Origin of the sequence: Neisseria sp. HMSC066H01 (assembly GCF_001837375.1) — a bacterium.
Taxonomy (GTDB): domain Bacteria; phylum Pseudomonadota; class Gammaproteobacteria; order Burkholderiales; family Neisseriaceae; genus Neisseria.
Genome location: NZ_KV832194.1, coordinates 463,721 through 489,562, shown reverse-complemented (window position 1 = coordinate 489,562; position 25,842 = coordinate 463,721). Strand labels below are relative to the sequence as shown.

The following is a 25,842-nucleotide window of genomic DNA, read 5'->3' as shown; positions in this document are numbered from 1 at the left end:
AGGCCGTCTGAAAATTTCAGACGGCCTTTTTGTTTATATTCCTCAGCCTTTTTCTCAACAAATCCCTTGTGAGACCTTTGCAAAATTCCCCAAAATCCCCTAAATTCCCACCAAGACATTTAGGGGATTTTCCATGAGTACCTTCTTCCAGCAAACCGCCCAAGCCATGATTGCCAAACACATTGACCGTTTCCCACTGTTGAAGTTGGATCAGGTGATTGATTGGCAGCCGATCGAACAATACCTGAATCGTCAAAAAACCCGTTACCTTCGAGACCACCGTGGTCGTCCCGCCTACCCCTGTTAATCCATGTTCAAAGCCGTCCTGCTCGGCCAATGGCACAGCCTCTCCGATCCCGAACTGGCTGGCGCAAGACGACACCCTGTCCGAATTGCTGGAACTGATTAACCGACAACTGGCCGAAAAAAACCTAAAAGTAGAGAAAGCATCCGCCGCCGTCATTGATGCCACCATTATTCAGACTGCCGGCAGCAAACAGCGTCAGGCCATAGAAGTCGACGAGGAAGGACAAGTCAGCGGCCAAACCACACCGAGTAAGGACAAAGATGCCCGTTGGACAAAGAAAAACGGCCTCTACAAACTCGGTTATAAACAACATACCCGTACCGATGCGGAAGGCTATATCGAGAAACTGCACATCACTCCCGCCAACGCCCATGAGTGCAAACACCTGTCGCCTTTGTTGGAAGGTCTATCCGAAGGTACGACCGTCTATGCCGACAAAGGCTATGACAGTGAGGAAAACCGGCAACAACTGGAAGAGCATCGGTTGCTGGACGGCATTATGCGCAAAGCCCACCGCAAACATCCGCTGACGGAAGCGCAAACCAAACGCAACCGATATTTATCGAAAACCCGTTATGTGGTTGAACAAAGTTTCGGTACGCTGCACCGTAAATTCCGCTATGCGCGGGCAGCCTATTTTGGTCTGCTCAAAGTGAGTGCACAAAGCCATCTGAAGGCGATGTGTTTGAACCTGTTGAAAGCCGCCAATAGGCTAAGTGCGCCTGTTGCCGCCTAAAAGGCGGTTGGATGCCTGATTATCAGGTATCCAAGGGGGATTAAGGGGGGCATTTGGGTAAAATTAGGAGCAATTAAAGGCAGAAACAGCTGAAAACCTGTGTTTGGGTTTCGGCTGTCGAGGGAGGGGCTTTTTTGCAAAGGTCTCAGCTTAATTATTTGGTTATACGGGCTGTTTTAAAGTAACACTTGAAACCTGATTCTAGATTTTGTAATATAAGTCATTTAAATGAATGTTCGAACAATATGCCAATATGCCTCAATAAATTAACTTAGATTACTTTATTGAGGCATAAGAGGGATTTTTATCATGTCCAAAAAAAGTCTTGTTGTCCCCCAAAAAGATATAGTTATTAAACGAAGAGAAGCACCTAAACTTTGTAACAGTTTATCTGTTACAAATGAGGGAGCTAAAGATTATGTCATTGTTGACTTTTTATATGCTTCTGTAACTCATAAAATCAACTCTACCTCTAATCAAACAAATGATCTTGAAGTTAATGTTATTACTTCAATTGCTATGCCAAATGAAGTTGCGAAACATTTAAGAGATGCACTAACTCAATATTTGGATAACTATGCAAATTAATAAGATAAAAGATATAGAGAAAAGTAATTTCTTTGGTTTTAATGATTTAAAACATAATCATATTGTCCCTTTTAACAAATCCAAGTCAAGAGGAATAAGAGAAGATAAAAAGGAATTAGCATGTCAAATTGATGATAGATTTTTCTATTCTATTCTGATAAATGAAATAACTAAGGATAAATATTATATCAATGTATTAAGGCCCCAAAAACACATTGAATATAATCTAGGTAATGAAGAGTTATACTTGGATGTTAAACAGTCCTTGGAACAATTAAAACTATTTAAATCTAATTGGGATGGATTTGGAGCACGAAAGTTTGATCAATCTGTATTAACAAATGCACATAAGGTACTTAAACAAATATTTAAAGGTGAAATCCCTGCGCAAAAGATTGAAGACGTTCATTTAGAACCAGGGGTTAATGGTGTAATTGTATTCAGAATTTTTTTTAAAAAATCAAGAATAAAAAATTCAGTTATTGGAATAGGAGATACTAGTATTTCATCCTATAGTAAATATCTTACAAATCAATCAGGACTTAGATTTTTTTCTAAAATAAAAGAATATAATCATTTATTACATAAAATTTCAAACTCTATAAATGGATTTTTCGAATATAGTTATATTAATGAAAATGATGAGTATAATGAATAAATCTACTGAAATTGATGAATCTATTGAAATTGGAGATTCTGAAGTAATTATTAGGATTGTAATCTCCCCTGTAAATGTTTCTGGTAATAGAATTAAGATGAATATTTTCCAACCACCAAGGGGTACGCAAGATATCTCTTGTCTTCGGACAGAACTTCTTACAGAGTCAGAATGCCTTAGTAAAGGTAAGGAGATTGCAAGTAAGAGAGCCAATAGTGAATTACATGGTTTTGCCTTATTAACAAAGCACTGTATTTTATCTTCGGAGGCAACAGTTGAAGACTCAAGGGACCCTCCAAATTTCTACGGGCATGCTGATATTAAAATGGGTATTTTTAACCATACTTCTGAAAAGATGCCTTTAGGTTTTGAGGAGCAAGAATTGTTAGATTCAATAAAAGAAAAGTTAATGTCTCATTCATTATTTATTGAATTTAAAACTAAGACTATAAAACAAAAAAATGGAGATGTAAATTTAACAGATTGTGAAAAAAATGAACTTCTCCATAATTATGCTGAAAGATTGGAAAAGGTGTTTTAATGAATAAACCCTTTCAACCATATTAAATCCATCTTTTCATCATTTAGAGTAGCTTGATTATTTGAGGGCTGACTTTTTTGTCATGTTTCTGTAGAGCTTTGGTGGTTAGGGGTTGTTCAAGCATACCCTTAGGCACTCTAATGGAAATTTAACAAAATAGTGTTTGAGAGTATAGTACTGATAATTTAGACATTAAAAAAACCTGTGGTCGTACCAAATCTTGTACGACCACAGGTTTTTTTGTTTGTTAGTCAGTTGAGAGAGACTGTTGTTTAGTAAGGTCTATTTATTTACTACCTAGAAACGGGTTGATAACTTTTAATCCGGCTGCGGTGAACGGAGTTATATCTCGGGTAGCAACTGTCATATGGTGGTAGCAGGCTATGGCCGCAAGATAGCCGTCTGCCGTCGCAACGGTGAATCCTGCTGCCCGCGCTGTTGCACGGACTTCGGCATAGGCAACGGCAGCTTCGATATCAAAATCCAAAATACGGTCTGAAAATACAGGTAATACTGTTTCTTCCAGTTTTTCCAACAACAGCCTTTTTTTTCCGCCTTCGGGAAGGATGGCGATACCAAAACGCAGTTCCGCCACGGTAATGCTGGAAAGATATAGTGTTTCCACCGGTTGTCTGTCCAACCAAGCGATGACGCCAGAATCAGGTTTGGGGCGGAGTGGTTCAGAAATGATATTGGTGTCTAGCAGAATCATTAGAACCGTACCTCAGCTTGCTCTTTCCGTTCTATGTCCAAATCCACCCCTCCTGCTTCCCTACCGATATCAGATAACAGTGAACCAAGACGGATGCGTTGTTTTGGACGTGCAGCTTGATCCAGTATCAGCCGTATTTCGGCTTCCGTACTCCGACCGGCGGCTAATGCGCGTGCTTTAAGGGCTCGATGGGTCTCTTCGGATAGGTTTCTGACTGTAATGGAAGGCATATCCGTTCCTTTCGAGGTTGTTTGAATACTGTCAAATGCTATCATTTTTGTAAATTGATAGCAAGTGAGGTGTGTATTGCCTATAAACAAAAAAGCCCGGCCGCAGCACCGTTTCCAGTGCTGCGGCCGGGTTGTCGTTGCCGTATGGTTTCTGCAAATATGGTTTGTCGTATGTACGGATTCAAAACTAGCGTGTCAATCCGTCATCCCCGTGTTCATGATGCAGGGACGGATTTTCTGCTGATTGGGTATTGCTGCGTTCCACTAATGTTTCTCCGACAATGGATCGACCGGCTGCCGCAACGGCAATATCCTGCATAAGCTTCGCTTCCGCTTTATGTCCGCTTTCCGACAATTTTCGTGCCAGATTGCTGAATTGCTCGCTTTCATCAAGTTGATGCTTCAGGTTTTGGGTCAGTTTTTCAGCAGTTCCGTCCTATTCCATTAAGCCTGCTATCAGTGATAGAGTGACAGTCTGTGAGTTGAAGGTACTTGGTATCGTACTGAGCTACTTGCTCCCTGCTCTCTACCCTATTCCACTAAACAATAATTAAGTGGTAGAGTTACGGCATGATTAAACTACCAAATTTCTCTTAAAAACCATTGATTTTATACTAAAAATTGGAGTACTATACGGAATCTTTTAAGATTAACCAATAGTTAACAAACAGGAATAAACAACGGCGATTGTTAGGTATAGGGAAAAACTACATAATTTATATTATGTTAAATTCATAATGCTAGCATTTGTTCATTAAGATATCTGTTGCTCGTTTATTTAAACCTACTAAACTAATTCACGTTCCCTCATCTCAATATTCTCTTTTTTCTCACTAAGCTTTTTTTTTATCTTAAAATAAAGTATGATTCAGCCAATAGATATCAATATTCATAATCACCGGCTCAACAATGCGCAGTCGCACCAAATTAGAAAAGGCAGAAATCACCCAATCCTTACGCAACGAGCTCTGGGAAAAACTCGGCAACGGTGAAATCGGCAAACCGATTATTCATCAAGTATTTGATTTTAAAGACGTAGCAAGAGCCCATATAGAAATGGACAAAGGCACGCATATTGGGAAAGTGATGTTGGATTTCACTTTGCTCAATCAATAAGGAGAAACACCATGAAACTTTCTATTCTCAATCTTGTCCCCGTTCGTGAAGGGCAAACTTATTTGCAAGCGGTCGATTCGATGGTGAATCTTGCAAAACATGCTGAGAACATTGGCATTGAACGCTATTGGATTGCTGAGCATCATAATATGAAAAATTTGGTGAGTTCAGCGACCGCACTTTTAATTCAGCATACGCTAGCCAATACGAAAACTTTGCGTGTTGGATCGGGTGGTGTGATGCTACCGAATCATTCGCCGTATGTAGTAGCTGAGCAATATGGTACACTGGAGACACTTTACCCAAACCGTGTTGAACTCGGTTTAGGCCGTGCACCAGGAACTGATATGCAAACGGCTGCAGCACTTCGCCGTGGACGAAACAGTCTGGATTTCCCTGCTGAAATTGCAGAACTTCGAGGTTACTTTAAAGATTGCAACCCAGTTTCTGCTTATCCTTCTGCGGGCTTGAATATACCGTTTTACATTTTAGGATCTAGCACCGAAAGTGCGTATCTTGCGGCAGAGCTTGGCTTGCCTTACGCCTTTGCTTCACACTTTGCGCCACGCATGATGGAAATGGCGGTGGAGATTTACCGCAAAAACTTCAAACCTTCTACCTATCTTGCTGAACCTTATGTCATCTTAGGTGTGAACGCGATTGTTGCTGAAACCGATAAAGAAGCGAAACAACTGGCGACAACACAAACACTATTTTTCTTAAGCGTGGTGACTAACGCACAACAAAATTTACAACCGCCTATGGCTTCAGAAGAAGATGTTTGGAAAGCTCAAATGCACGCCCAAAAGAAACCGCACTTTGGTCCTGTCAATTTCGAGGAAATCCCAATTTACAACCAAGAGCGTGCCGTAGTAGAACAAATGACTGCTTGTTCGCTTATCGGTAGTCCTGAAAGCGTGGATTTTCAACTCAAGCAATTACGTGAGCGGGTACATTTTGATGAAATTATGGCAGTGAGCTATATTTTTGATGAACAAAAACAAACCCAATCTTACACGATGTTGAAAGCGATTGTGGATAAGCTATTGTAAAAAAACATGGCGAGATTATCTCGCCATGTTTTTATGCCTTAACCATTTTCGCTAACAAGATCTCTTTTAGTTTGTTATATACCCATATCACCCGCTCGGCAACAATCGTTTGATATGGTCGATACAAATAAAGCTGCCATTTTTGCTTTTCAATTTCAGGGAAGAGCTCCACCAATTGACCGTTTTCTAAATAGGGATCACAAACACTGTTGATAAGATAAGAGCAAGTGCGTCCAGCCAATGCTGATTGCAGTTCGCTTTGCACATCTGAGGCAAAAAAAATCGCGCGGTTTGGTATAAAGCGTTGTTCAGCATTGATTTGCCACTGCCAAATACGTTTAAGCTTAGGGTCAATCAAACCACTCAGCGGATAATTTTGAGCTAAATCTTGCAGATCTTTAGGAAAATCTAATCGCTTGAGCAAAGTTGGCGTCCCGACCAATTCCAGAATTTTGTCGTAGCTTTGGTCGGTTTGTATTTTGTCATCGGCTTCAGTAATCACTTCGTCAAATCAGACCGCCTGCAAACGGGCAGCTTTGGCAGGATTACGCGTTGAACCGTGCAGTACCACATGCGGAAACTGCGCTTTGAGCAGCTGTGCAAAGGCTACGCCCACGCCGCTGCCTGCACCACGCACCAGCACACGATCTTGCGGCGCGATACGAAGCTGCTGCAATGAGCCGAACGCGGTGTAGTAGGTTTCGGGGATGGCGGCAAGGGTTGTCCAATCCAAATCGGTATGAACGGGGTAAATTTGCTCGTTGGGTAGCAACAAATATTCGGCGTAGCTGCCGTCAAAGGCGCGCCCCATTTCGCCCATAATAGAGACGACCCTTTTGTCCGACCGCCAGCGCGGGCGTGGAACTTTGCGCCACTTCGCCTACACATTCAATGCCTAAAATGCGCAGAAAATGCACGGATGGCGATTTGCCTTCACGCGTGAAAATCTCAGAATGGTTGATGCCGAAGCCTTTGATTTTTACCAGTGACCAACCCTCTTTGATATCAGGTGTTGGCACGTCTTGATAAATTAGTTGTTCCAGGCCGCCAGCTTGGTAGATTTTTACGGCTTTCATGAAGTTTCCTAATAAATTGTTTTTACAGGGCGATTGCTGGGAGATATGTTAGCTTCGCAGAAACTTGCCCCGCACCGTTTTCAGGTAGCCCGAAGGCCGTCTGAAAACTCGGGAGAGGGCGTGCAGGCTGCTTTTTATGCTTTCAGGCTACCTGAAAACACCCCCTGCTAGTTTCACTTTCCTAACCACCCATTCTTCTCCAAATAATCCCGCGCCACGTGTTCCGCGTTTTCACCTTGCACTTTCACGCGGTAGTTCATCTCGCTCATTTCCTCTTCGCTAATTTTTCCCGCCAGTCGGTTAAGTGCGGTCACAATTTGACGATTTTTTTCGGCAAATTCCACTTTCATCAATGGTGCGCCCTGATAGGCGGGGAACAGGGAAATATCATCTTTCAGCAGGCGCAGCTGATATTGTTTCAACTCAGCATCGGTAGAAAAGGCTTCCACCAAGTCGATTTTGTCGTTCATCAGTGCCGTATAGCGCAGGGCGGGCTCTAGGCTAACAATATGTTTTAGCGTAATACCGGCAGCCTGCATGCCTTTATAGCCGTCCGCTCGGTCGATAAATTCCAGTGAGAAACCTGCTCGGATATCGGGTGCTACCTGCTTCAAATCGCTGATTGTCTTCAGTTGGTGCGATGCACCGTAACTTTCTTTTACTGCCAACGCATAAGTGTTCTGATAAGACATCGGTGGTAGAAACTCTAACTGATATTGTTCCGCCAATAATTGTTTGCCCTGTTGATAGGTTTCATCTGGCGACAGATGGCGGTTCTTCTGTTCAGTTGGCACTTGTACTAAGGCCTCCAACACTGTGCCGGTGAATTCGGGATAAATGTCGATTTCGCCGCTGTTCAGTGCGTTAAACAGGAAGGTGGTTTTACCGAAATTAGGTTTGACTGTAACCTTGATATTCGGATTTTCACTTTCAATCAATAATTTATACATGTTAATCAGAATATCCGGCTCGCTGCCCATTTTGCCGGCAATCACCACGTTTTGCGTGGTAGGCGCAAACGAAACCTGCGACAGGCCGAGTGCGCCGAAGCCTACCGCCAATGCAAGAATAATCGGCAACTTGCGTCGCGATTTTTGCAACAGCCCGATAATGCCGCTTATGCCGACAGCCAGTAATGCGGAGAGCAATGCGCCGGTAAACGTCATCGTCATGTTGTTGCGGTCGATGCCGAGCAGAATCAGGTTACCCAAACCGCCTGCACCGATTAACGCCGCCAGTGTTGCCGTGCCGACGATCAGTACTGCCGCTGTGCGGATGCCCGACATCATGGCTGGCAATGCCATTGGTAGCTCAATCCGCCACAATGATTGCCAACGCGATAGTCCGAATGCGGTGTACGCATCTTGAATCGATTGGTCAATTTGGGTCAGCCCCAGATAGGTGTTTTGAAAGATCGGCAGCAGCGCGTATAGCGTGAGCGCAATCAAGACAGGCGGTGATCCAATACCGACAAACGGAATCAACAAACCCAGCAATGCCAAAGACGGGATGGTTTGCAATATATTGGTGAACTGCAATACTGCTTCCGCTGCCCGCTGTCTGCGCGCAAACAATACGGCGGCGGGCACGGCAATCACCACGGCCGCAAGCAAAGCCAGTCCGGAAAGCCATAAATGCGTAAGCAGCATTTGCCAGAGTTCTGCTGGGGTAACGTTTAGGGATGAGAACATAGTTTTAAATTTTATAGTTAGTATGTTGAATAATAGATGTTTATGTTCGTTTTACAGCAAGGTGTTAGCGCCTTGAAAGAGGTTTCAGACGGCCTTCACCATCATAACACCGCCCTTCTCACCGCTTCCTGTCCCTGTTTATCCAACCGTAAGAATTGGTGGATGATGCGTTCGGCATCGGGTGTGTCGGCGGTGGAAAACAGCGATTGCACGTAATCGTTTGCCGGCTGCTTTTTGATTTCTTCAGTTGTGCCGATTTGTACCAATTTGCCGTTATGCATTACACCGATACGGCAAGCGAGTTTGGCGGCTTCTTGCATATCGTGGGTAACAAAAACGATAGTGGTGCCAAATTTTTGGTGAATCATAGCAATTTGCTCTTGCAGCACGGTGCGTACCAGCGGGTCAAGTGCTGAAAACGGTTCGTCCATCAGCAGAACTTGGGGCTTGGCTGCAATGGCTCGCAAAATACCGATGCGCTGCTGTTCACCGCCGGAAAGTTCGTGCGGATAGCGGTCGCGGTAGTGCGCAGGGTCAAGTTCCACCAGCTCCAATAATTCATTCACACGCGTTTTGCGTTCGGCTTTCGGCCAGCCCAGTACGTCAGGCATGAGTTCGATATTTTCCGCGACGGTCATGGTGGGAAAAAGCGCGATTTGTTGCAATACGTAACCAATTTGGTGGCGGAGCTGGCGGATGTCGTAGTCTTTAATCCGTTTCCCGTGCAGATAAACGTTGCCATCGGTCGGTTCAATTAGCGCGTTAATCATGCGTAAAGTGGTGGATTTGCCGCTGCCCGAGCCACCTACCAACACGAAAAATTCACCCTGATAAATGGTCAAATCCAAATCACGCACAGCATATTTGCCGTCATAATGCTTGCCTGTGCCACGAAATTCGATAAATGGGACAAGATTATTTTGCATATTGTGCCCTTACTACGTCTTCAAAATTAAGCGGTGTGCTTCCCAACAACTGTGGCAGGTCGTCTGAAACGACGGCAAGTTCGCCTTTGGCAAAAGCTTCTTCCACGGTTTCATTGTGGTAGCTGTGCAGTTTGCCGGTGATAGCTATGTTCATAACAAACTCCTTTGAAGTTATGTACAAATAAGATAAAGGTAGCTAGAAAAATGGCTTTTAGAAAGTTTGCATTCAGGCAAAACAACGCATTAAACAATCCAATACAACACGTACTTTTACTGATTGGGTACGATGTGCCGTAGCAGCATAAAGAGTACGAATAGGAAGTTTGTATTCAGGCAAAACAACACTTAACTTGCCATTTTCTAGTAATTGTGCAGCATCACCGGAAAGTAACACTGCCAACCCCATACCGGCACAAGCATATTCTCTCGCCACCAACGAGGAATCAGGACAATCAGTGCGATGCTCAGGGAGTCTGTCTGGCAACCCTAAACATTTAAATGCATGTAACAAGATATTACTATTGTGATTGAGCCAGTCGGCATTGAGTAAATCTTTCGGTTGTGCAATTGAGTGTTTGTGCAAATAGTCTGGTGATGCACAAATCAAAGTTTGCCATTGAGCCAATGGACGCACGATGATGTCAGGATCGTCAGGATGCAAGACGGCACGAATAGCAATATCAGCATCTTTTTGCAGATCTATCAATCGGTTACTTTCATTTAATATTAAGCGGATTTCGGGATAATTCCGATGTAACGTTTGCACAGTGAGCTTCATGGGCTCAACTGCACTATAACCAGTCGGTAGGCTGATACGAACATCACCTTTCGGTTCGGTTTGTAAAATCCCCATTTCCCGCTCTACGGCATCGTACCAGTCAATCAATTGGCGGGCGTATTGCTGTAATTGCTTACCTTCTACTGTAGGTGTAAGGCTACGAGTGGTACGATTTAGCAATTTAACGCCGAAATGTGCTTCTAGCTTACGAATTGCTTGACTGATTGCACTAGCAGTCACTCCTAAATGCGGTGCTGCAGCATTCATGCTGCCATGTTGCAAAATCATAGCAAAAATGTAGATAAGTTTAAATTGATCTATTTTAAAGCTCCACTTAAAACTGTCTAAAAAATTTAATGTATTATTAAGTTTATTGAATTAATTTACAATACACTTTTTATAGGCTGATAAAACCCAAATCATGAGGTCATGCCGTAAAAGCAAAAATAGAACCTTTTTGAATAACAAATAATAAAGGATATAGAAAAATGCTTAAATTATTTACTTTACCCGGTACCGGATAAAGTTCGCAGCGTATCTCCCTTTGCTTGGAAAACCGAAGCTATGCTGCACTTATCTAGTTTAGATTTTGAAAAAGAATATGTTGCAGATCTCAGTAAAATGCCTAAAGGTAAAGTACCTGTTTTGCAACATGGGGAAAGCTGATTGCGGATAGCTCACACATTCAACGTTATCTCAAAGAAACCTATGGATTTGATTTAGATAAGTATTTAACAACTGAACAAAAAGCGATTGCTGAAGCCTTTCGCCGTATGACTGAAGAACATTTGTATTGGATAGGGGTATACAACCGTTTCGTAGATCATATCGGCAAACCATTTATGATGAAAGCGATGTTTGATGGCATGCCAATTGAACAAACAGAAGCGATTTTTACTGTGTTGCAGGAAAACGCGAAAAAAGAAATGCACGGACATGGTATCGGAAGACACACGCAAGCCGATATTTATGCCTTTGGAAAGGCAGATTTAGATGCTATCAGCGACTACTTAGGTACTAAAGACTATTTCTTCGGCGATGAATTAACATCCATTGATGTTACCATTGCGCCTGTTGTCGCCGGCCTAATTCTTACACCAATCGATACTGAAATAGCACTATATGCCAGAACCAAAGCAAATTTAGTCGCCTATATTGAACGCTTTGATCTGGCAGTATTTGGAAAATAAAGCAAGAAATCAAAGGCCGTCTGAAATTTAGGTTTCAGACGGCACTCTTAATTTGGCCCAAAGTTTAGTTTTTTGCAAATCTTCCTAGAAACTTGACCGCTTGTTTTATCTAAATTCAGTCTATTCATCTTCCCTTCCCTATCAGAAAGTTTGATAAGCGTTTGAAATAAAAAAAGGGGAGCAAAAATGCTCACCTTCTAAACTAATATTCCCCAATTAACCGAACACTTTTTCTAAATGTGCTTGGTAGTCTGCTAAGTATTGTTCTACTTGTGGATTTTTAATCACATCGTTGCATAAGAATGTCCGCAGATGGCCAAGCAGCGGACGACTGCCAAATCCCTGCTGGTAACGCCTTTTACACGATTGACGATTTTTACCGCTTCACCAAAAACCTGCGCCTGAACAAAATCGGACAAGGCGTACGCATCCTTTCTCCTGCCATGGCAAACTATGCCGCGCAAAATCACTGCGGCGATATGGACAACCTGATTTTTAAAGGCGAATGCGACAAATTGCACCTACCCCCACTCAAAGCCCATTATGGGCTGCACGGCGGTTTTGTGCGCGGCACAGGGCACATGCCGAACGTATGTGGTTATTTGGCCAACCCAGTCTGTACTTTGGAAATTGGATTTTAAGCTGCTTTTCTCAGGCATATTATGAAAAAGCAAGTAATACCCTCGATTATAATATGTGCTGAAAGTCTATTGCCGTATGGGATAAAAAATTGGCAAGAACCTAACCGCCAAACTGGGTGGAATGAGTTTAGACAATCGCTATTATCTTAACCTAATCTGTACCCTACTTTTTAACTTTTTCAAAAGATGAAGGTACTCTGTCTTAGCTTGATAACTTCTATCCTATTCCACTACTCCATAATTAAGTGGTTGAGATACAGTAAAACCAAGTATCCAAATTTCTCTTAAAACCTATTGATTTGATACTAAAAATTGGAGTACTATGAGCACACTCTCTTGAGTATCATTAATTCTCATTTGACATATAGGAACAATAAGCGGAATTTGTAGAAGAATAGAGAAAAGGAAATTAATTTATATTATGTTAAATTGATAGTATTTCAGTCTGATAATTTCTGTTTTCTCTACTTAACACATATTCAAAGGAAAATAAAGCAAAGGCCGTCTGAAAAACTTAGACGACCTTTTCCTGTAAAAATGTGTTTCAAACTACCTCTAAACGCATTCTGTTTCTCTTACGACAAAGTTATACCTCGTGACTGTAATTGCGCCACTTGTCTTTGTTGCTCATCATATTCAAATTGTCGCGTAGCTTGTTGAATTTGATTCAAACTTTCTACTGCAGGTATAGAGGCAGATTCATTCATATGCATTCCAACACGATTTAGATGGGGGTTGAGTTCACCAATTAGATATTGACCTCTTTGCACACTGAACAGAGTGGCCTTAGTCATTCCTTGTGATATCCCTAAAGCAGTAAGAGCCATTACGGAATTTTGGAATTTTTCTTCATCAATAGGCAAACCGTTTTTCTCATGGTAAGCGGTCATATGCCCTTTGACAGAATCAAAAAGTTTTTGTGCCTCAGGTGGAAGAGATTGTGGGTTAAATGAAGCAACTGTCTGCATGAAATTGTACTGCTCTTCCTTATCATTCCAAGACATCAGGTTCGGATCTCTGTCATTTTTTTCCCGGATTTTCCAGTACATTTCTCGGGCTCCGCTTACACCTTTGCCTATTTTATGTAGCGTGTTTCGGTAGTCATTAACATCATCCCTATAATCAGTTATCAATTTTTTATTGCGTTCTGCCAATTCCAAAGCAGGCTGATAATTGCGTTCTGAGAGTATTGAATTAATACCGGTAAAATTAGCAATACCGTGTGACCACAACAGAGATCCAGCAGCTGGTGAAACTGTCTCCTTTAAATAAGGTATACCGCCGTGATTACTGTATCCATTAAGTTTCAGCATGATTAATTCTCTTTCTTTAGCTAGAATAACCATTTTACCATAATGAGGCGCTGCAGCTGATACCGCATCTGACGCCAATGAGTAATTGATTACTTTATCCCCCCCTTTAGGAATCCCATTTAAAGCTGCTGCACCATAGGCGTTAAAGGTAACTCCCTCCTGCTTGAAACGATAAGATTGAATTTGAGCTAACGTTCCACCTAAGGAATGACCAACTTGTGTGATTCGAGGGGTGTTATACTCAGGGTGATCATCGTGAAATTCCTTAGCTGCTTTTAGCGCTATCCTAGTCAGTTTTGCTGCATCTTCTGCCTGGATATTGGCCTTATGTATAACCATTTTCAGATCAACGTTGACATCCATCAGAGATGACGTCCCCCTATGGGCGACAACAATCTCATTGGTACGGACATCTTGATAAACTACACCTTGGTAGTCTGTTGTCGGATTTTTGTGGACAGCTAGGACTCTATAATGATTTCCACCAATAAGTAAGGTTTTATTAGGAGGAGTAACCACACGGTTTTCATAGGAATCTTTGGCAAGGTCGGCATGTTGTTGTTTGCTTAGTTGGCTCATGGTTTAATTTCCTCTAAAGTAACGGTAATACTAAAAAAATCATTGTCATTATGAGGTCCCGGTCCATAACCTTTCAAAGTATTTTCCCCAAAATCAGGGGCTATTCTTTCATCTGGTAAACCGTCTTCATTTTTATGATACGGATACCCTCGCTTCCAATAATATTTGGTCAGTGTTTTTTCTTTTTCAAGATTTCCCATTACATCGCTGATATTGAATTCAGTTTCTTCCTTTTTACCTGTCGCCTTAAATGAAGCTCCAAAATTTTCAGGCTTCCATTGGCAGACACCTTCTCCGAAATAATCCTCATCCAGTACAGCATCAGCATAGAAGAGTACTTCGTATTCATCATGTCCGACCAAATTCATTTTGATTGGAATATTTTTTTCAGGAGATGCCGTCGCACCTGCCAACCGACTAATGGTATAAGAACAATTTCTTGCTGCATAACCAATATACATATCGTTTATAGGTTTCATCGGCCCCGGTGCATTATTAATCTTAACCTTGATCCTGTATGGTTGTTTCGGCTCGGGGTTCAATTTGAAACGTGCTTCTGTTTGTTCTTGGACACTCATATTATTTCTCTCCGTACAAGCATTTAGGCTAAAAGTTGACAATAAAGCTGCAGATAGCAGCAGGATAAAAGGTTTCATCAGTAAAGTCCTTATTCAATATCATGAGCAAATTAAGTATTAATTTAAGATAACTTGATCAGGATACATTCTGTTTGATGCTTCAACGCATTTACCACATTACTCTAAATAGTGGTTATTGAATTATATTATAACAGCATCCAGACATCTTAACTAAGATAATGCTGAAAGGTAGATAAATAGTGATTAACGGAAAGAATACTAAATAAATATTAGGATTTAGGCAACTCAAAACTTTACTACGCCCCGTTCTATTAAGTCCCAATCAGTGATAGAGCGAGATAAAGGTACTTGGTCATACTAAGCTTCCTGCTCTTTACCCTATTCTACTCCTTAACAATTAAGAAGTAGAATTACAGTAAAATTAAACAGTCTAATTTCTCTTAAAAACTATTGATTATATAATAAAATTTAAAGTACTATGCACATACTCTCAGTATTATTAATTCTCATTTGAAAGATAGAAACAAAAAGCGGAATTAGTAGAAAAATAGGAAAAAGGAAAATAATTTATATTATGTTGAATTTATAATTTATTTAGATGGCCTCATCAATCAAGCGATCCTACTGATCGACTCGACTGCTCATGAAATATCCGCGCTATCTTCAATGAAATGAAATTAGCAAACATAGCATAAATGACTTAATTGGGGAAGCTGCTTATAAAAATCCCCTAAATATTCTCAGTGATAATTTAGAGGATTCTTATAAAGGTTTTAGGTCAGAAAATATATCTTTTTAAACCCTTTATCAAGTTTTGATAGGGTTAAAATCAATACCTGTAATATAACGTTGTCCAGAATGAGCCTTAATATGTACCACAATATCAATGGTTTGCCTGAGTAGATTTTTTATAACTTCAAACTCTAAACCACTTCCTTCCGGTGATGCCTTTACCATTAGTGCCAGCTGATCCCAAGTCTGTTCAGTACTACCAGCATGACAACTTGTAATAGATCCTGGGTGTCCAGATGCACAATTTCGAATAAAATAAAACGATTCGTCTCCTCGTAACTCGGCCAGAATAATTCTATCTGGTTTCATACGTAAACAGGACTCCATGCAACTTTTTGCTGTGATATTTGAACTACCTTGTCCACCTTTTGAGTAAAGTAAATGAACTACATTCTCATGTGGAATAAATAGCTCCCTAGCATCTTCAATACTGATTAGTCTCTCGCTTAAAGGAATGTGGTTAACTAACGCTTTCATGAAAGTAGTCTTACCACTACCAGTTGCACCTGAAACAACTATATTTTTTTTATACTCAACGGCTTTTTTAAAAAATTCCTCGTAATTCCGATTATTTTTCAGTTCAACTAATTCCTTATCTTGAGGCGACAATTCTCCATTTAGCTCAATAATCTGACTAAAGAAACCATCTTTACTATACTGACTTAAGCTCTTTGTGTGTTTTGATGGCAAACGGATCGTAATTGAAGCTTTTCCTGCATCACAGGCAGGAGGAATTACAAATTGTGCCCGTTGGCCTGTTGGAAATGTTAATGACACCATTGGCTCTGCTTCTGTAATTCGTTGACCAGTATTACTTTCATTAACAACAGCTGTACAGAACTGACGTGCCCTATCAAAGTTTAGCGTATCTACTTCTACCTTTTTCCAACCTCGAGAAGTCTCAAGAAATACCTCTCCCGGCCTATTAATACAAATTTCTGTAACATCAGGATCTTTCAGGAAAGAGGTAATTCCCAATACTTCGTATTGATAATCTAAGAAATCTGCTGAAATTGTTGAGTTTAATTCATCCATGTTTAAAATAAGTTTATTCAAAAATTTAATTACAATATATTTGAACCTTAGGTGTGTTTTTCATTTTAGCCTAAGAAATACTCAGCCCTCTGGCTTGTGTTAACTGCTTTTGTTGTGTTTCTAATTCAAATTGCTGAGATGTTGCTTGTACTTTAATAATACTCTCCTCTATCGGAATAACCGCAGCTTTTTGCATATCCACCGAAGCAGTTCTTAATTCAGGAGCCTTATCACCAATAAGAATATGCCCATTTTCTTTAATATTAATTAGAGATGCACCTCTCATCTTGTTTGCGTACCCTTCAGCAGCCAGTGCCATAGCAATATTATCTAAGCTTCTTTCATCGTAGATAATATCTTTTTTATTACAGAATTCAGTAAAAATTTTTTTACTCTGCTGATAGATATTTTGGGCATTTTGTGGGATTGCTTCCAAATTCAAAGGCTGATTAGTGTACATATCATCCCCATTGCTAGGAGCTGGAGTATGAGCCATGTTGGTATTCCGAGGTTGACGCAAAATCTTAATACCATCTATTCCCGTAGCAGAATGTACTCTAACAACATCATTATATTGGCCTGTTTTTTGTTCTTTTAAATGAATTCCTAAATCACCATTTTTGAAATTTTCAATTTTAAGACCATTTACATCTAATGTCCCTGTATTTCTATCCCATTCATATACCATTCTAGCACTACGGTAAACGAAACGGTTTGGTTGAGATAAATCACGTACGCCACCCTGTAATATATGGCCATTTAATGACACTTCACCCTTGCCGTCTGAATCTCGGATAATATCTAAATTATCAGCACGATATTTGTCATGTCCTTTACCACCAAATAATTTATCTCTTCCGGAATTACCGGCTAAAACATCATTACCATTACCACCAATTAATACATCATTACCACTACCGCCTAATAAAATGTCATTTTGATTAGTACCTTTTAGAATATCATCACCGGCATCTCCATACATATATGCACCACTTTTTAAGAAAGTCTTAGATCTGCCTATTAATAAACTATCACGACTATATGATCCATCAGCAACGACTTTATTGTTACCCTTATTTCCAAAAGTGTCATAATTTGCCATATGTTTAACAAATACTTGTTTATCTTCCGGCCTTAAGAATGCCTCAGAAAAGTCTTTGGCAAAATTGGTACGGGTATTCAGAAAGTAATAAATATCCTTTTCATAATAACTCAATCTAATCGATTCATTTTCTTCTGAATTTGGACGCATACCATACATATTTTGGCGAGCAATCAAATCCTTAACTTGCTCAAAAGATTTACCCTTGATATAAGGATAAAGATCACCGCTAATTTTAGTACTATAGGCACTTCCATTATTTCGCTCTTCATAAGCAATCATACGTGCTTCATTAAAGATTGCCTCTGCTTCTCCATAGCCTCGTACTTGAGCATAAGCTTTAGCAGTATTATAATAACTCGCTGATTTAGCCTGATATTTACCCAATGCATGTCCTATTTCATGGGCTACTGCTGTAGCAGTAGTATACTTTGAACCTGGTAGAAAATAGATATTTCTATCTTTAGAGTTATAGTATGCATTACTCTTGCTATCTTTAGCTTCGAAAAAACCTTGTCCGTTACTGCTAAACTGATTAATTTGTCTAACCAGCTCATAATCTGCCTTTATCCTGTCCAATTCTGACATAGTGGAGTTGAACCGTTTATTATGAAAACCTAATATTCTTAATTGAGTTTCTGCTTTTTCGTTTAATTTAGTCATTATATATTAGTCTCTGTATCAATAACCCATCGGACTCATTTCTGTATTACTATAAAAAGTAAATGCTGTAATTGCTCCAGAACCGTTGTTTGCTGCAATTATTTCACGACCATTTTCACGCCAGTAGTAATCAACCAGCTCTTTAATCGGGTCAGTTTCACGTCGTGGATAATAATCTCCATACTCAGGAGGCATTTCTTTCTCCTTAGGCTTTGGTAAAAAATCAGGAAATCTATTTTCAGGAAAAATACTTATTTTTTCTTTGAAATATTGTTTGGTCGGTAAAATAATGAAACTGGTTTTATATGAGGTATGACGTACTGCCACATATAATCCAATAGGGGAAGTAAAATTTTCGAAATGATTATTAACATGTCCTTCAACAACTGGAATTTGCCAAATATCTTCTAATTCTAGCGCATACATTGCATACAGGCAGTCATCTTTAAAAGCCGTATCATACATCTGCTTGATTAGATCATCCCGATTTTCCACTTTGTGCAACATACTTCGGCAACGATTGCGCACTTGTTCCATAGTTATTTCTTTTTGTATATTCTGCATCTTGGAAGAATCCTTAATATTTTTATTACTAATCTGCGGAGTACAAGAAGTTACCAAGCATACAGTTAATATGGCTGTAATCGCTGATAGTTTCATATAAATTCCTTTTTTGTCATTCTGCACATTTCATTTTCAGACGACCTTGGACTTTGATTACTATTACCGTTTTTCTTTTAACGAGGCAACTTTCACTGCCCCCATCAGCCGTTTAGTAAATGTTCCATCTTGGTAATAACGGATTTTCCCCACTTGTGCCGGATGTGACATACCCTCATAAAGAATAATTTCCTTATCTTGGCTCATTGCCTTTAACTCTTGCGGCAACATCAGTGCGCGGCGCTCTTCGCTTTCCGAGACACTACGTTCGCGTCCACGGCTGACATTTTTTCTTTTCACTGTGGTATAACCCAGCATTTCGGAGTATTCGTTTGCATCCTGCTGTTCTCTAGGTGTATAGATGATTTGCAAAGCATGGTTAGTGATAATAGTACGCGCATATTCTTTGCCATAGACAGCATCCAGCTGGGCGACTGACTGGATAATCGGAAATAGGCGAATGTTATAGCCCGCCATATAACTGACAGAATGAGCAATGATTTCAACTTTACCAATACTTGTGAACTCATCCATTAACAACATACATTGGTGTTTCAAATCTGGGTTGTCCTGAGGCAACTCTTTCGTATTCTGGTTGATAAGTTGAGAGAAAAAGAGGTTAACAATGACCCTTGATTCAGCAAGCTTGTTAGGAAGAATGCCGATATAAATAGTCATTTTCTTTTTACGTACGTCAGTCAACAGAAAATCATCAGCGGAAGTGGCGGCATCAATGACGGGATTAATCCATGGGTTGAGAGGTTCTTTAAACGTACCCATGATAGAACCAAAGGTTTCTTTTTCCTGAGAGATTAAACCGGAAAAAGCAGTTTTTGTAGCCTCGCTGAGATATGGTTGTTGTGATAAAGATGTAAAATACTCCTTGAGCTCTGTTCCATTACCTGATGAAAGGCGATATATTTTCCCTAATGTACAAGCTGGCTCATTTTCTTTGCCCTCCACAGAAAAGTCAGCCATTGCTTCATGCTCATCAAAACAATAAAGTGAAAACGCCAAAAATGCATTTCTTGCCTGCGCCACCCAGAACTTATCACGACTATCTCCATCCGGATACAACATTGCAGCTATCGACATCAAGTCTGACACTCGTTGGTCCGGATCGGAAGAAACGTAGGTAAACGGATTCCAACGATGCGTCCTACCATCTTCGGCAAATGGATTAAACAGATATACTTCCTGGCCTAGCACCTCTTTGCGGTAGCCACTAGTCAAGTTGAAGTTTTCCTGTTTAATATCCAATACTACTACCGATCCTTTATAGCTTAACAGGTTCGGTATAACGATGCCGACACCTTTACCAGATCGAGTTGGAGCCGCTAATAATGCGAATTGCTGGCCATTGTAATGTAATAATTTACCGTTGTATTTACCAACAACAATTGAAGTATCTGTCTGTTTAAAAAATCCAGCTTTTGACAAATCAGCCATTCCGGCAAATCGTGCTTCTCCATGAAGACTTTGTGAGGCAGTACGCCAAATGGGAATTAAACCAATCAGACCAATCAAAAAGGTTAAACCAAATCCAATAATTCCTGAAGTTTTAATCTGTAACGAGTATTTGGCAACTTGAGGAATATCTAATGTATTATAGTATTTAAACCATGTTGTGAGCAGCAAAGGGGTTTTATCTAAGCCTAACCATTGCAGTAGGATAAAACCTGATAGATAACAACCCAATAACAAAGAGATTAATAATAGAAATACCGTGATAATAGATTTGTTTTTTAGAGTCATTATAATACCTGTAAGTTAAATAATTGAATTATTTTGAATTTTTATTTGAGATGTAAATTTTTAGATAGTTTTTAGTATCTTGTATTTAAGAAAGACTATTCTTAGACCACCGACCGAATTCTTATGCTATCTTCTCTATATAAACTCTTAGATTCTCCTTTAATCATAGAGAGTTATCGACAGCAGCATGATAAAGATTTCCCATAATTCCTCCTTATTATGAGGCCTAATAATTAGGCCGTCTGAAAAAATAGACGGCCTTTTATGGTTACTGCATTACCGAGCTGAAATCAATATCCTGGGCAGTATAAATATTAATCAAAGTACCTTGATTTATTGTTACTGTATTAGGACGAGCATTATTTCGTTCAAGTTGACTGATAGCCTGTTGCTTCAATGTATTGGCTGTATCACTCTCGTAAGGATTAGTGGTAGTTGACGTGTTGGTTGTAACCGTTTGTCCTTGTGGACCATATTCAGTAGCAGCATATTTAAAAGCATCTGAAATCATACTAATCAATAAAGCTGATGCTAAACGTGATCCCCAGTGAGACTTAAATTTACCAACATGACCAGCTGCACTAAGATTATCTACTCCTGGAGATTCCAGTGTTACATCAACGCCTTCTGGTGTTATGATTCGATTCCAAATGACCTCCATCCGCGGACCAGTAGGATTACTAGAACCATATTGTCCCATTACTTTCGAACCTTTCGGTAACAAGAGATATTTTCCACTGGCAGAGTATACAGGCTCAGTGATGATACAAGATGTAAATCCTTTTACTTCAGAAACAATTTTAGTTTCTAATACACAACGCAAATAAGTACCCTGTAAAAGTAATTTATCCCTGTTATGCATATAACGAACAGCATTAGCTTGAGCTACACTTACTCCAGATTCTTTCTGAGCAGCCTCTCCATCTTCAACAAATTTAGAATCCGTGTTGGCATACATATCCACAGGCTGCGTAGGAATATTAGGAATTATAGGCGGAGGGGTCTCTACCACAGGAGGGGAAGATATTTCTATTGGTGGTGTACCAGATGTATCAGTAGCTTTAGAACTCTCTGGCTCAGGCTTCTGCTCTTCCACTAGGTCAACTGGGGGTATCTCGGTAACTTGAGGATCTGGAGCAGGCAAATCCGGTACAGTAACTACCTGAGGACGTTCCGGAGGAGGAGCTTCATCAGAACCACTAAATTGATGATAGGCAAATGCCCCTAGTCCAGCTAACCCAAAACCTGCAGCTACAATAAACGCAATAGCTTTTTTGTTGACTGTACGATCAACAGGAGCATTTAGCTGAGGAGCATTTTCCTCAAGTCCCGCCAATTGTTCTTGTTCGTATTGGCTTGAATATAAATTTTGTGATGATTCACTATCTTTGTGATGTTCATTATTTAGCTTATCAGACATTCTTAATTCCTTTTTAATCCAACTACATCATTTCCATGTCTCAAAACTAAGAATGGATAAGTCCCATGGACAATAACTACATTACCTTCAACATTACTGTTTAAAACAAACTCAGCTCCTTTCTCTGATTTTCTGCCATAAACAGCAGGAAAATCACCTGTGAACTTGCCCTTATTCAAGTAGATATAGGTAAATCTGCCATCATCATAGACTTTTAAAGGAACTAGCCAACGAGATTTTTCATTTGCAGCCACATCATAATTAGTATTATAGATTTTAGAAGAATCATATTTCAGGCTATAACCAGCCAAAGTACTAGCACGAAGACTGAAATCCGTAGAATCGGGATATCTGAATTTAACTTGATAATTTACCCCTTTGTCTGAAGCTTCTGACAAATTGCCAACAACATTCTTCAAAACCTTAAGCTCAAAAATATATTGGTGAGCCTGAGTACGAACAATAAGATTAGTATCAACTGCATCAGCCTTTGGACGCAGATAAAATACATTTTCTCTACGTACCAAATCCCATCCACCACTTAGGCCTGCACCAAAATCTTTAACCTTTTCACGAGAATCAAGTTCAATTTGTGTGACTACGCCTTGTGCCGTATGAACGGGATAAGTTGTATTTTCTTGAAACGTATACTCTTGAATAGCTGCAGCATAGACGCTTCCTTGCAACAAACATGATGCTGCTGTTGCTAAAAACATTTTTCTTAACATTATTGATTTCCACTTTCAACAGATATAGGAGAAGCATTAGGAACATCATTATCTACAGATGTAGGAGCTTCTAACTGGGGCTGGGGTACACTTTGTATTTGTTGCTGAGTCTGGTTTTCAGATGGTGTTCCTGCAGAAAGATAATCCGAAGATAAATCTTGAATAGGCGATTCACTAGCATCAGGATCAACACGATAAGATAATACCTGGAATCCCAGGGGATTTTTTAACCTATACTTTTCATCCATCTTCAAATTGCTATTATAAGTATAAGTCAGAGTAGCAACATTGCTATCTATAAATCTTGATATGCCAGTACTCTTATTTAACAAAAATCTTTGGAATCTTACTGTTGCACTGGCATCGCGACCATCAGCCTTTCCACTATTATTAAGGACGATACTCAAAATCTTAACGCGAATTGACTGAGCAGATCCATAAAGATTAAATGGGCTATTCGGATTACTTTTATTCATCAGATTGCGGTAGCTGTCAGATACCCCAGCAACCGACATAGAATAAACTGTAGCCCAGTCATTATCATAAATAATCTGACTATCAAAAGATTCTCTAGCAATAATAAAGTGAGAAATATTACTCTTATTTACTGCTTCATTTTTAGTAATATCTAAATTATTCCAATCACCGGCTAGCTTAGCAACAGTAGCTTGTCCCGTATAGACATCAGCCATAACAAGATAAGGTTCTTTTTCTTTCAGCGGCAAAATATAAAATAATCCGCCAAGCAGACACAAAGAAGAGAAGGTAGAAATACCGGCAACAATCCATGCCCTTTTCTCACTTTTTTTGCGGATATCGACCAAGGTCGTTTCAAAATCCAAAGATCTTTTTACAGCCTTTTGGATATTGCCATCAGTAGTATTTTTACTTGATTTGAACATATATTTCCATTTTAATCTTGAGTTTTTACATCAGCTTTTGCTGATCTCTCATGTTTTTTCTTCCCACTGTTTTTCACAGCAACATCCATTTTCTTATGCGCCATAATGACACCATTTTGAACATAGAAAACCATCCCTTTATCTTCATAAAGTTTAGATAATTCACTTAAGGCATTATCAAGCTCGGTATTTCGTATTGTTGATACTTTCTTATACAAAGTAAAATCAAGCGTATAGTCATAAACAACAGGCATCTTTGCCTCTTCTCCCCAACGCTCCAACAAACCTTTTACAGTTGTATCAAGTCGTGTCACTTGATAAACATGAGGTTTGACAAGAGGAATCTCAGTTACCTGATCAGGTAGTTCATTTAATGGCTTCCATGAACTTGGGAAATCTGGAGCAGACTGATTTGCACAACCTACCATTAGCGCGCCCACACTAGCAGACAGCAACAGCGTTCTTAAAAGAAACATACATAGCACCTTATAAAACAACTTAAGTTACAACCAAAGCGTCTTAATTAAAAATGAAGAAAAGACAATTCATGTTTGGTTATTTTTATTGGTTAAAATCTTGTTAATTATTTTAATCTGTGCTAAATTTCACGTCAATACAAATTCATATTTTCATCTCAACATCATGTTTTTTTCCTGCGCCGACTTAGCTGTTCCGCATGATATTATGCATCATGTCGTGAGAGTTGAATCCTCAGGCAACCCATACGCTATAGGTGTTGTAGGCGGACGCTTACAAAGACAGCCTAAAAATTTGGCTGAAGCAGTCGCTACTGCTAAAATGTTGGAACAAAAGGGATTTAACTTCTCCTTAGGATTAGCTCAAGTTAACCGATACAATTTAAAGAAATACGGGTTGCATTCCTACGAACATGCATTCCAAGTGTGCCCAAACGTCAAGGCAGGCTCGCACATATTGCGAGAATGCTACAATCGTGCAAAAGACTGGGGTAAATCTTTCAGCTGTTATTATTCCGGTAACTTTGTAACCGGTTATAAGCATGGATATGTGCAAAAAATTTTTTCATCCATGGGGAAAGGGAGAGCAATCCCACAAAATGCCATTCCAGTCATCAGCAATACTATGAATACCCCTCGCCCTATGGGACAAATGACAGCGCAACAAACTAACCGCCCAAATTTGACAGTTACCGCTAATCCACAACCATACTCGGGCACTGTCTCTAAAAACCAACATTCCCTACAAGATAATAGTACTGCACAAGCGAAAAGCAATACTTATAAAGATAGCGCAGCAATCTTTTAGATAGTTTTTTTTCACATCAACCTGTAATAAACATAGGAAATTTCAAATGAAAAACACTCAGATTCAAAAAAAATCCCGCTTTACCGCTGAAAACGTTGCTACAGCAGCATTTGTTGCTGCAGCATTTTTAGCACCAACTGTAGGTATGGCAGCCGATGATTTTACTTCAGCTTCTGGTGGCGCTTGTAAATTCATTAAAAACATCCATACCGTATTGAACTTAATGTCCGTTGCTGTTGTAACCATCGCCATTATTTTTGCCGGTTACCAAATTGCTTTTGCACACAAACGCATTTCTGACGTCGCTCCTATTTTAATTGGTGGCGTACTGATTGGTGCGGCCGGCCAAATCGCAAAAATGCTGGTTGGCAATGCAGACTCTTGCTCTGCCGGTACAACATCAGCAATGCTCCAAGTATTGCAAATTTTTGCCTAATTAACACCATGCAGAAAAACATCGTTTTTCGAGGATGTACGCGTCCGGCAACCTTTCTCGGTGTACCCTATATACCTTTCTTTATAGGAGCCGGCTCAGGATTATTGATGGGAATGTACTTCAATATGTTTTTTTTATTGACTATTCCCTTCATCATCCTGATTATGAGGCAGATGGCCAAGCGGGATGATATGATTTTTCGTTTTCTAGGTTTACGTCTGAAATTTAGACTTAAAGCTAGAAACCGAGAGGAGTTTCCTGATACGTGGTGCTTCTCGCCTAATGAATACCGTAACAATCCTCCCAAACAATGACAACAAAACATCCGACAG

Annotated in this window: 29 protein-coding genes and 1 pseudogene; 11 read left to right on the top strand and 19 right to left on the bottom strand. The window is 39.9% G+C overall.

Annotated elements, in window-relative coordinates; genetic code table 11:
• Positions 1-133 precede the first annotated feature (133 nt).
• From HMPREF2551_RS06480 to HMPREF2551_RS06465, 4 genes and pseudogenes are all read left to right on the top strand, one after another.
• Positions 134-1,043: pseudogene (locus tag HMPREF2551_RS06480) on the top strand (IS5 family transposase).
• Between the two features lie 309 nt (positions 1,044-1,352).
• Positions 1,353-1,631: a hypothetical protein gene (locus HMPREF2551_RS06475; RefSeq protein WP_070837959.1), complete on the top strand. Its 279-nt coding sequence runs from the start codon at positions 1,353-1,355 to the stop codon at positions 1,629-1,631.
• Positions 1,621-2,289 (top strand): hypothetical protein, encoded by a 669-nt coding sequence (locus HMPREF2551_RS06470; protein ID WP_070837957.1) that lies wholly within the window; start codon positions 1,621-1,623, stop codon positions 2,287-2,289. Before HMPREF2551_RS06475 ends, HMPREF2551_RS06470 begins: the two co-directional genes overlap by 11 nt.
• On the top strand, positions 2,282-2,830 hold the full coding sequence (locus HMPREF2551_RS06465) for a hypothetical protein (RefSeq protein ID WP_070837955.1): 549 nt from the start codon (positions 2,282-2,284) through the stop codon (positions 2,828-2,830). The genes HMPREF2551_RS06470 and HMPREF2551_RS06465 overlap by 8 nt, the downstream gene beginning before the upstream one ends.
• 286 nt (positions 2,831-3,116) lie before the next feature.
• Here the strand turns inward: HMPREF2551_RS06465 and HMPREF2551_RS06460 are convergent, their stop codons facing one another.
• Positions 3,117-3,542, bottom strand: a complete 426-nt coding sequence (locus HMPREF2551_RS06460; RefSeq protein WP_070837953.1) for a type II toxin-antitoxin system VapC family toxin — start codon at positions 3,540-3,542, stop codon at positions 3,117-3,119.
• Entirely contained in the window at positions 3,542-3,772 is a 231-nt protein-coding gene (locus HMPREF2551_RS10775; protein ID WP_070837951.1) for a FitA-like ribbon-helix-helix domain-containing protein, read from the bottom strand. The genes HMPREF2551_RS06460 and HMPREF2551_RS10775 overlap by 1 nt, the downstream gene beginning before the upstream one ends.
• 909 nt (positions 3,773-4,681) lie before the next feature.
• Between HMPREF2551_RS10775 and HMPREF2551_RS06450 the strand changes: the two genes are divergently transcribed.
• Both HMPREF2551_RS06450 and HMPREF2551_RS06445 read left to right on the top strand, forming a co-directional pair.
• On the top strand, positions 4,682-4,888 hold the full coding sequence (locus HMPREF2551_RS06450) for a zinc-binding dehydrogenase (RefSeq protein WP_049249357.1): 207 nt from the start codon (positions 4,682-4,684) through the stop codon (positions 4,886-4,888).
• Positions 4,889-4,899: 11 nt separating this feature from the next.
• A complete protein-coding gene (locus tag HMPREF2551_RS06445) occupies positions 4,900-5,940 on the top strand; it encodes an LLM class flavin-dependent oxidoreductase (protein WP_049249358.1) in 1,041 nt (346 codons plus the stop codon).
• Positions 5,941-5,971: 31 nt separating this feature from the next.
• Here the strand turns inward: HMPREF2551_RS06445 and HMPREF2551_RS10605 are convergent, their stop codons facing one another.
• The 7 genes from HMPREF2551_RS10605 to HMPREF2551_RS06420 all read right to left on the bottom strand — a co-directional run bounded on the left by HMPREF2551_RS10605 (position 5,972) and on the right by HMPREF2551_RS06420 (position 10,708).
• Positions 5,972-6,442 (bottom strand): type 2 periplasmic-binding domain-containing protein, encoded by a 471-nt coding sequence (locus HMPREF2551_RS10605; protein ID WP_210400282.1) that lies wholly within the window; start codon positions 6,440-6,442, stop codon positions 5,972-5,974.
• A gap of 9 nt (positions 6,443-6,451) precedes the next feature.
• A complete protein-coding gene (locus tag HMPREF2551_RS10600) occupies positions 6,452-6,760 on the bottom strand; it encodes an MDR/zinc-dependent alcohol dehydrogenase-like family protein (RefSeq protein ID WP_168167154.1) in 309 nt (102 codons plus the stop codon).
• Entirely contained in the window at positions 6,735-7,016 is a 282-nt protein-coding gene (locus HMPREF2551_RS10595; RefSeq protein ID WP_070814150.1) for an alcohol dehydrogenase catalytic domain-containing protein, read from the bottom strand. The genes HMPREF2551_RS10600 and HMPREF2551_RS10595 overlap by 26 nt, the downstream gene beginning before the upstream one ends.
• Before the next feature lie 173 nt (positions 7,017-7,189).
• On the bottom strand, positions 7,190-8,707 hold the full coding sequence (locus HMPREF2551_RS06430) for an ABC transporter permease/substrate-binding protein (protein WP_070837949.1): 1,518 nt from the start codon (positions 8,705-8,707) through the stop codon (positions 7,190-7,192).
• Positions 8,708-8,808: 101 nt separating this feature from the next.
• Complete coding sequence (locus HMPREF2551_RS06425) at positions 8,809-9,633, bottom strand: ABC transporter ATP-binding protein (protein ID WP_070837948.1); 825 nt, start codon at positions 9,631-9,633, stop codon at positions 8,809-8,811.
• Positions 9,623-9,787: a hypothetical protein gene (locus HMPREF2551_RS10515; protein ID WP_283122412.1), complete on the bottom strand. Its 165-nt coding sequence runs from the start codon at positions 9,785-9,787 to the stop codon at positions 9,623-9,625. The genes HMPREF2551_RS06425 and HMPREF2551_RS10515 overlap by 11 nt, the downstream gene beginning before the upstream one ends.
• Positions 9,788-9,859: 72 nt before the next feature.
• Positions 9,860-10,708, bottom strand: a complete 849-nt coding sequence (locus tag HMPREF2551_RS06420; RefSeq protein ID WP_283122418.1) for a LysR family transcriptional regulator — start codon at positions 10,706-10,708, stop codon at positions 9,860-9,862.
• A 365-nt stretch (positions 10,709-11,073) separates the two neighbouring features.
• On the opposite strand from HMPREF2551_RS06420, the gene HMPREF2551_RS06415 reads away from it, so the two are divergent.
• Positions 11,074-11,601: a glutathione S-transferase family protein gene (locus HMPREF2551_RS06415; protein WP_349267169.1), complete on the top strand. Its 528-nt coding sequence runs from the start codon at positions 11,074-11,076 to the stop codon at positions 11,599-11,601.
• Positions 11,602-11,903: 302 nt separating this feature from the next.
• Complete coding sequence (locus tag HMPREF2551_RS06410; protein WP_070837943.1) at positions 11,904-12,242, top strand: serine hydrolase domain-containing protein; 339 nt, start codon at positions 11,904-11,906, stop codon at positions 12,240-12,242.
• A gap of 575 nt (positions 12,243-12,817) precedes the next feature.
• On the opposite strand, the gene HMPREF2551_RS06405 is transcribed toward HMPREF2551_RS06410, so the two are convergent.
• The 10 genes from HMPREF2551_RS06405 to HMPREF2551_RS06360 all read right to left on the bottom strand — a co-directional run bounded on the left by HMPREF2551_RS06405 (position 12,818) and on the right by HMPREF2551_RS06360 (position 24,266).
• The gene (locus HMPREF2551_RS06405; protein ID WP_070837941.1) at positions 12,818-14,134 is read right to left on the bottom strand and encodes a Tle-like phospholipase domain-containing protein; all 1,317 of its coding nucleotides are present in this window, start codon (positions 14,132-14,134) and stop codon (positions 12,818-12,820) included.
• Entirely contained in the window at positions 14,131-14,790 is a 660-nt protein-coding gene (locus HMPREF2551_RS06400; protein ID WP_036490865.1) for a hypothetical protein, read from the bottom strand. Before HMPREF2551_RS06400 ends, HMPREF2551_RS06405 begins: the two co-directional genes overlap by 4 nt.
• 750 nt (positions 14,791-15,540) lie before the next feature.
• The gene (gene virB11 / locus HMPREF2551_RS06395) at positions 15,541-16,560 is read right to left on the bottom strand and encodes a P-type DNA transfer ATPase VirB11 (protein WP_003746733.1); all 1,020 of its coding nucleotides are present in this window, start codon (positions 16,558-16,560) and stop codon (positions 15,541-15,543) included.
• 70 nt (positions 16,561-16,630) lie between these two features.
• Positions 16,631-18,325 (bottom strand): calcium-binding protein, encoded by a 1,695-nt coding sequence (locus HMPREF2551_RS06390; RefSeq protein ID WP_070837940.1) that lies wholly within the window; start codon positions 18,323-18,325, stop codon positions 16,631-16,633.
• Between the two features lie 18 nt (positions 18,326-18,343).
• Positions 18,344-18,985: a hypothetical protein gene (locus HMPREF2551_RS06385; protein ID WP_234398625.1), complete on the bottom strand. Its 642-nt coding sequence runs from the start codon at positions 18,983-18,985 to the stop codon at positions 18,344-18,346.
• A gap of 63 nt (positions 18,986-19,048) precedes the next feature.
• On the bottom strand, positions 19,049-20,740 hold the full coding sequence (locus tag HMPREF2551_RS06380) for a type IV secretory system conjugative DNA transfer family protein (protein WP_070837938.1): 1,692 nt from the start codon (positions 20,738-20,740) through the stop codon (positions 19,049-19,051).
• Between the two features lie 268 nt (positions 20,741-21,008).
• Complete coding sequence (locus tag HMPREF2551_RS06375; protein WP_070837935.1) at positions 21,009-22,160, bottom strand: TrbI/VirB10 family protein; 1,152 nt, start codon at positions 22,158-22,160, stop codon at positions 21,009-21,011.
• 2 nt (positions 22,161-22,162) lie between these two features.
• Positions 22,163-22,888, bottom strand: coding sequence for a TrbG/VirB9 family P-type conjugative transfer protein (locus HMPREF2551_RS06370; protein ID WP_003746743.1), 726 nt, complete (start codon positions 22,886-22,888; stop codon positions 22,163-22,165).
• On the bottom strand, positions 22,888-23,790 hold the full coding sequence (locus HMPREF2551_RS06365) for a VirB8 family type IV secretion system protein (protein ID WP_003746745.1): 903 nt from the start codon (positions 23,788-23,790) through the stop codon (positions 22,888-22,890). The genes HMPREF2551_RS06370 and HMPREF2551_RS06365 overlap by 1 nt, the downstream gene beginning before the upstream one ends.
• Before the next feature lie 11 nt (positions 23,791-23,801).
• Positions 23,802-24,266 carry a hypothetical protein gene (locus HMPREF2551_RS06360; RefSeq protein ID WP_070837933.1) on the bottom strand — a complete coding sequence of 155 codons (465 nt, stop codon included), beginning with the start codon at positions 24,264-24,266 and terminating at the stop codon, positions 23,802-23,804.
• Positions 24,267-24,366: 100 nt separating this feature from the next.
• Between HMPREF2551_RS06360 and HMPREF2551_RS10325 the strand changes: the two genes are divergently transcribed.
• From HMPREF2551_RS10325 to HMPREF2551_RS06345, 3 genes are read left to right on the top strand one after another with little or no spacing between them, the layout of a single operon-like run.
• Positions 24,367-25,074, top strand: a complete 708-nt coding sequence (locus HMPREF2551_RS10325; RefSeq protein WP_349267168.1) for a lytic transglycosylase domain-containing protein — start codon at positions 24,367-24,369, stop codon at positions 25,072-25,074.
• Between the two features lie 46 nt (positions 25,075-25,120).
• Complete coding sequence (locus tag HMPREF2551_RS06350; protein ID WP_036490854.1) at positions 25,121-25,510, top strand: TrbC/VirB2 family protein; 390 nt, start codon at positions 25,121-25,123, stop codon at positions 25,508-25,510.
• A gap of 8 nt (positions 25,511-25,518) precedes the next feature.
• Positions 25,519-25,824, top strand: a complete 306-nt coding sequence (locus HMPREF2551_RS06345; protein ID WP_036490852.1) for a VirB3 family type IV secretion system protein — start codon at positions 25,519-25,521, stop codon at positions 25,822-25,824.
• The last annotated feature ends 18 nt before the right edge of the window (positions 25,825-25,842 follow it).

Excerpts from the sequence above, each read along its gene's own strand:
- HMPREF2551_RS06475 (WP_070837959.1), top strand. The coding sequence starts at position 1,353 with ATGTCCAAAAAAAGTCTTGTTGTCCCCCAAAAAGATATAGTTATTAAA.
- HMPREF2551_RS06470 (WP_070837957.1), top strand. The coding sequence starts at position 1,621 with ATGCAAATTAATAAGATAAAAGATATAGAGAAAAGTAATTTCTTTGGT.
- HMPREF2551_RS06465 (WP_070837955.1), top strand. The coding sequence starts at position 2,282 with ATGAATAAATCTACTGAAATTGATGAATCTATTGAAATTGGAGATTCT.
- HMPREF2551_RS06460 (WP_070837953.1), bottom strand. The coding sequence starts at position 3,542 with ATGATTCTGCTAGACACCAATATCATTTCTGAACCACTCCGCCCCAAA.
- HMPREF2551_RS10775 (WP_070837951.1), bottom strand. The coding sequence starts at position 3,772 with ATGCCTTCCATTACAGTCAGAAACCTATCCGAAGAGACCCATCGAGCC.
- HMPREF2551_RS06450 (WP_049249357.1), top strand. The coding sequence starts at position 4,682 with ATGCGCAGTCGCACCAAATTAGAAAAGGCAGAAATCACCCAATCCTTA.
- HMPREF2551_RS06445 (WP_049249358.1), top strand. The coding sequence starts at position 4,900 with ATGAAACTTTCTATTCTCAATCTTGTCCCCGTTCGTGAAGGGCAAACT.
- HMPREF2551_RS10600 (WP_168167154.1), bottom strand. The coding sequence starts at position 6,760 with ATGGGCGAAATGGGGCGCGCCTTTGACGGCAGCTACGCCGAATATTTG.
- HMPREF2551_RS10595 (WP_070814150.1), bottom strand. The coding sequence starts at position 7,016 with ATGAAAGCCGTAAAAATCTACCAAGCTGGCGGCCTGGAACAACTAATT.
- HMPREF2551_RS06430 (WP_070837949.1), bottom strand. The coding sequence starts at position 8,707 with ATGTTCTCATCCCTAAACGTTACCCCAGCAGAACTCTGGCAAATGCTG.
- HMPREF2551_RS06425 (WP_070837948.1), bottom strand. The coding sequence starts at position 9,633 with ATGCAAAATAATCTTGTCCCATTTATCGAATTTCGTGGCACAGGCAAG.
- HMPREF2551_RS10515 (WP_283122412.1), bottom strand. The coding sequence starts at position 9,787 with ATGAACATAGCTATCACCGGCAAACTGCACAGCTACCACAATGAAACC.
- HMPREF2551_RS06410 (WP_070837943.1), top strand. The coding sequence starts at position 11,904 with ATGTCCGCAGATGGCCAAGCAGCGGACGACTGCCAAATCCCTGCTGGT.
- HMPREF2551_RS06405 (WP_070837941.1), bottom strand. The coding sequence starts at position 14,134 with ATGAGCCAACTAAGCAAACAACAACATGCCGACCTTGCCAAAGATTCC.
- HMPREF2551_RS06400 (WP_036490865.1), bottom strand. The coding sequence starts at position 14,790 with ATGAAACCTTTTATCCTGCTGCTATCTGCAGCTTTATTGTCAACTTTT.
- virB11 (WP_003746733.1), bottom strand. The coding sequence starts at position 16,560 with ATGGATGAATTAAACTCAACAATTTCAGCAGATTTCTTAGATTATCAA.
- HMPREF2551_RS06390 (WP_070837940.1), bottom strand. The coding sequence starts at position 18,325 with ATGACTAAATTAAACGAAAAAGCAGAAACTCAATTAAGAATATTAGGT.
- HMPREF2551_RS06385 (WP_234398625.1), bottom strand. The coding sequence starts at position 18,985 with ATGAAACTATCAGCGATTACAGCCATATTAACTGTATGCTTGGTAACT.
- HMPREF2551_RS06380 (WP_070837938.1), bottom strand. The coding sequence starts at position 20,740 with ATGACTCTAAAAAACAAATCTATTATCACGGTATTTCTATTATTAATC.
- HMPREF2551_RS06375 (WP_070837935.1), bottom strand. The coding sequence starts at position 22,160 with ATGTCTGATAAGCTAAATAATGAACATCACAAAGATAGTGAATCATCA.
- HMPREF2551_RS06370 (WP_003746743.1), bottom strand. The coding sequence starts at position 22,888 with ATGTTAAGAAAAATGTTTTTAGCAACAGCAGCATCATGTTTGTTGCAA.
- HMPREF2551_RS06365 (WP_003746745.1), bottom strand. The coding sequence starts at position 23,790 with ATGTTCAAATCAAGTAAAAATACTACTGATGGCAATATCCAAAAGGCT.
- HMPREF2551_RS06360 (WP_070837933.1), bottom strand. The coding sequence starts at position 24,266 with ATGTTTCTTTTAAGAACGCTGTTGCTGTCTGCTAGTGTGGGCGCGCTA.
- HMPREF2551_RS06350 (WP_036490854.1), top strand. The coding sequence starts at position 25,121 with ATGAAAAACACTCAGATTCAAAAAAAATCCCGCTTTACCGCTGAAAAC.
- HMPREF2551_RS06345 (WP_036490852.1), top strand. The coding sequence starts at position 25,519 with ATGCAGAAAAACATCGTTTTTCGAGGATGTACGCGTCCGGCAACCTTT.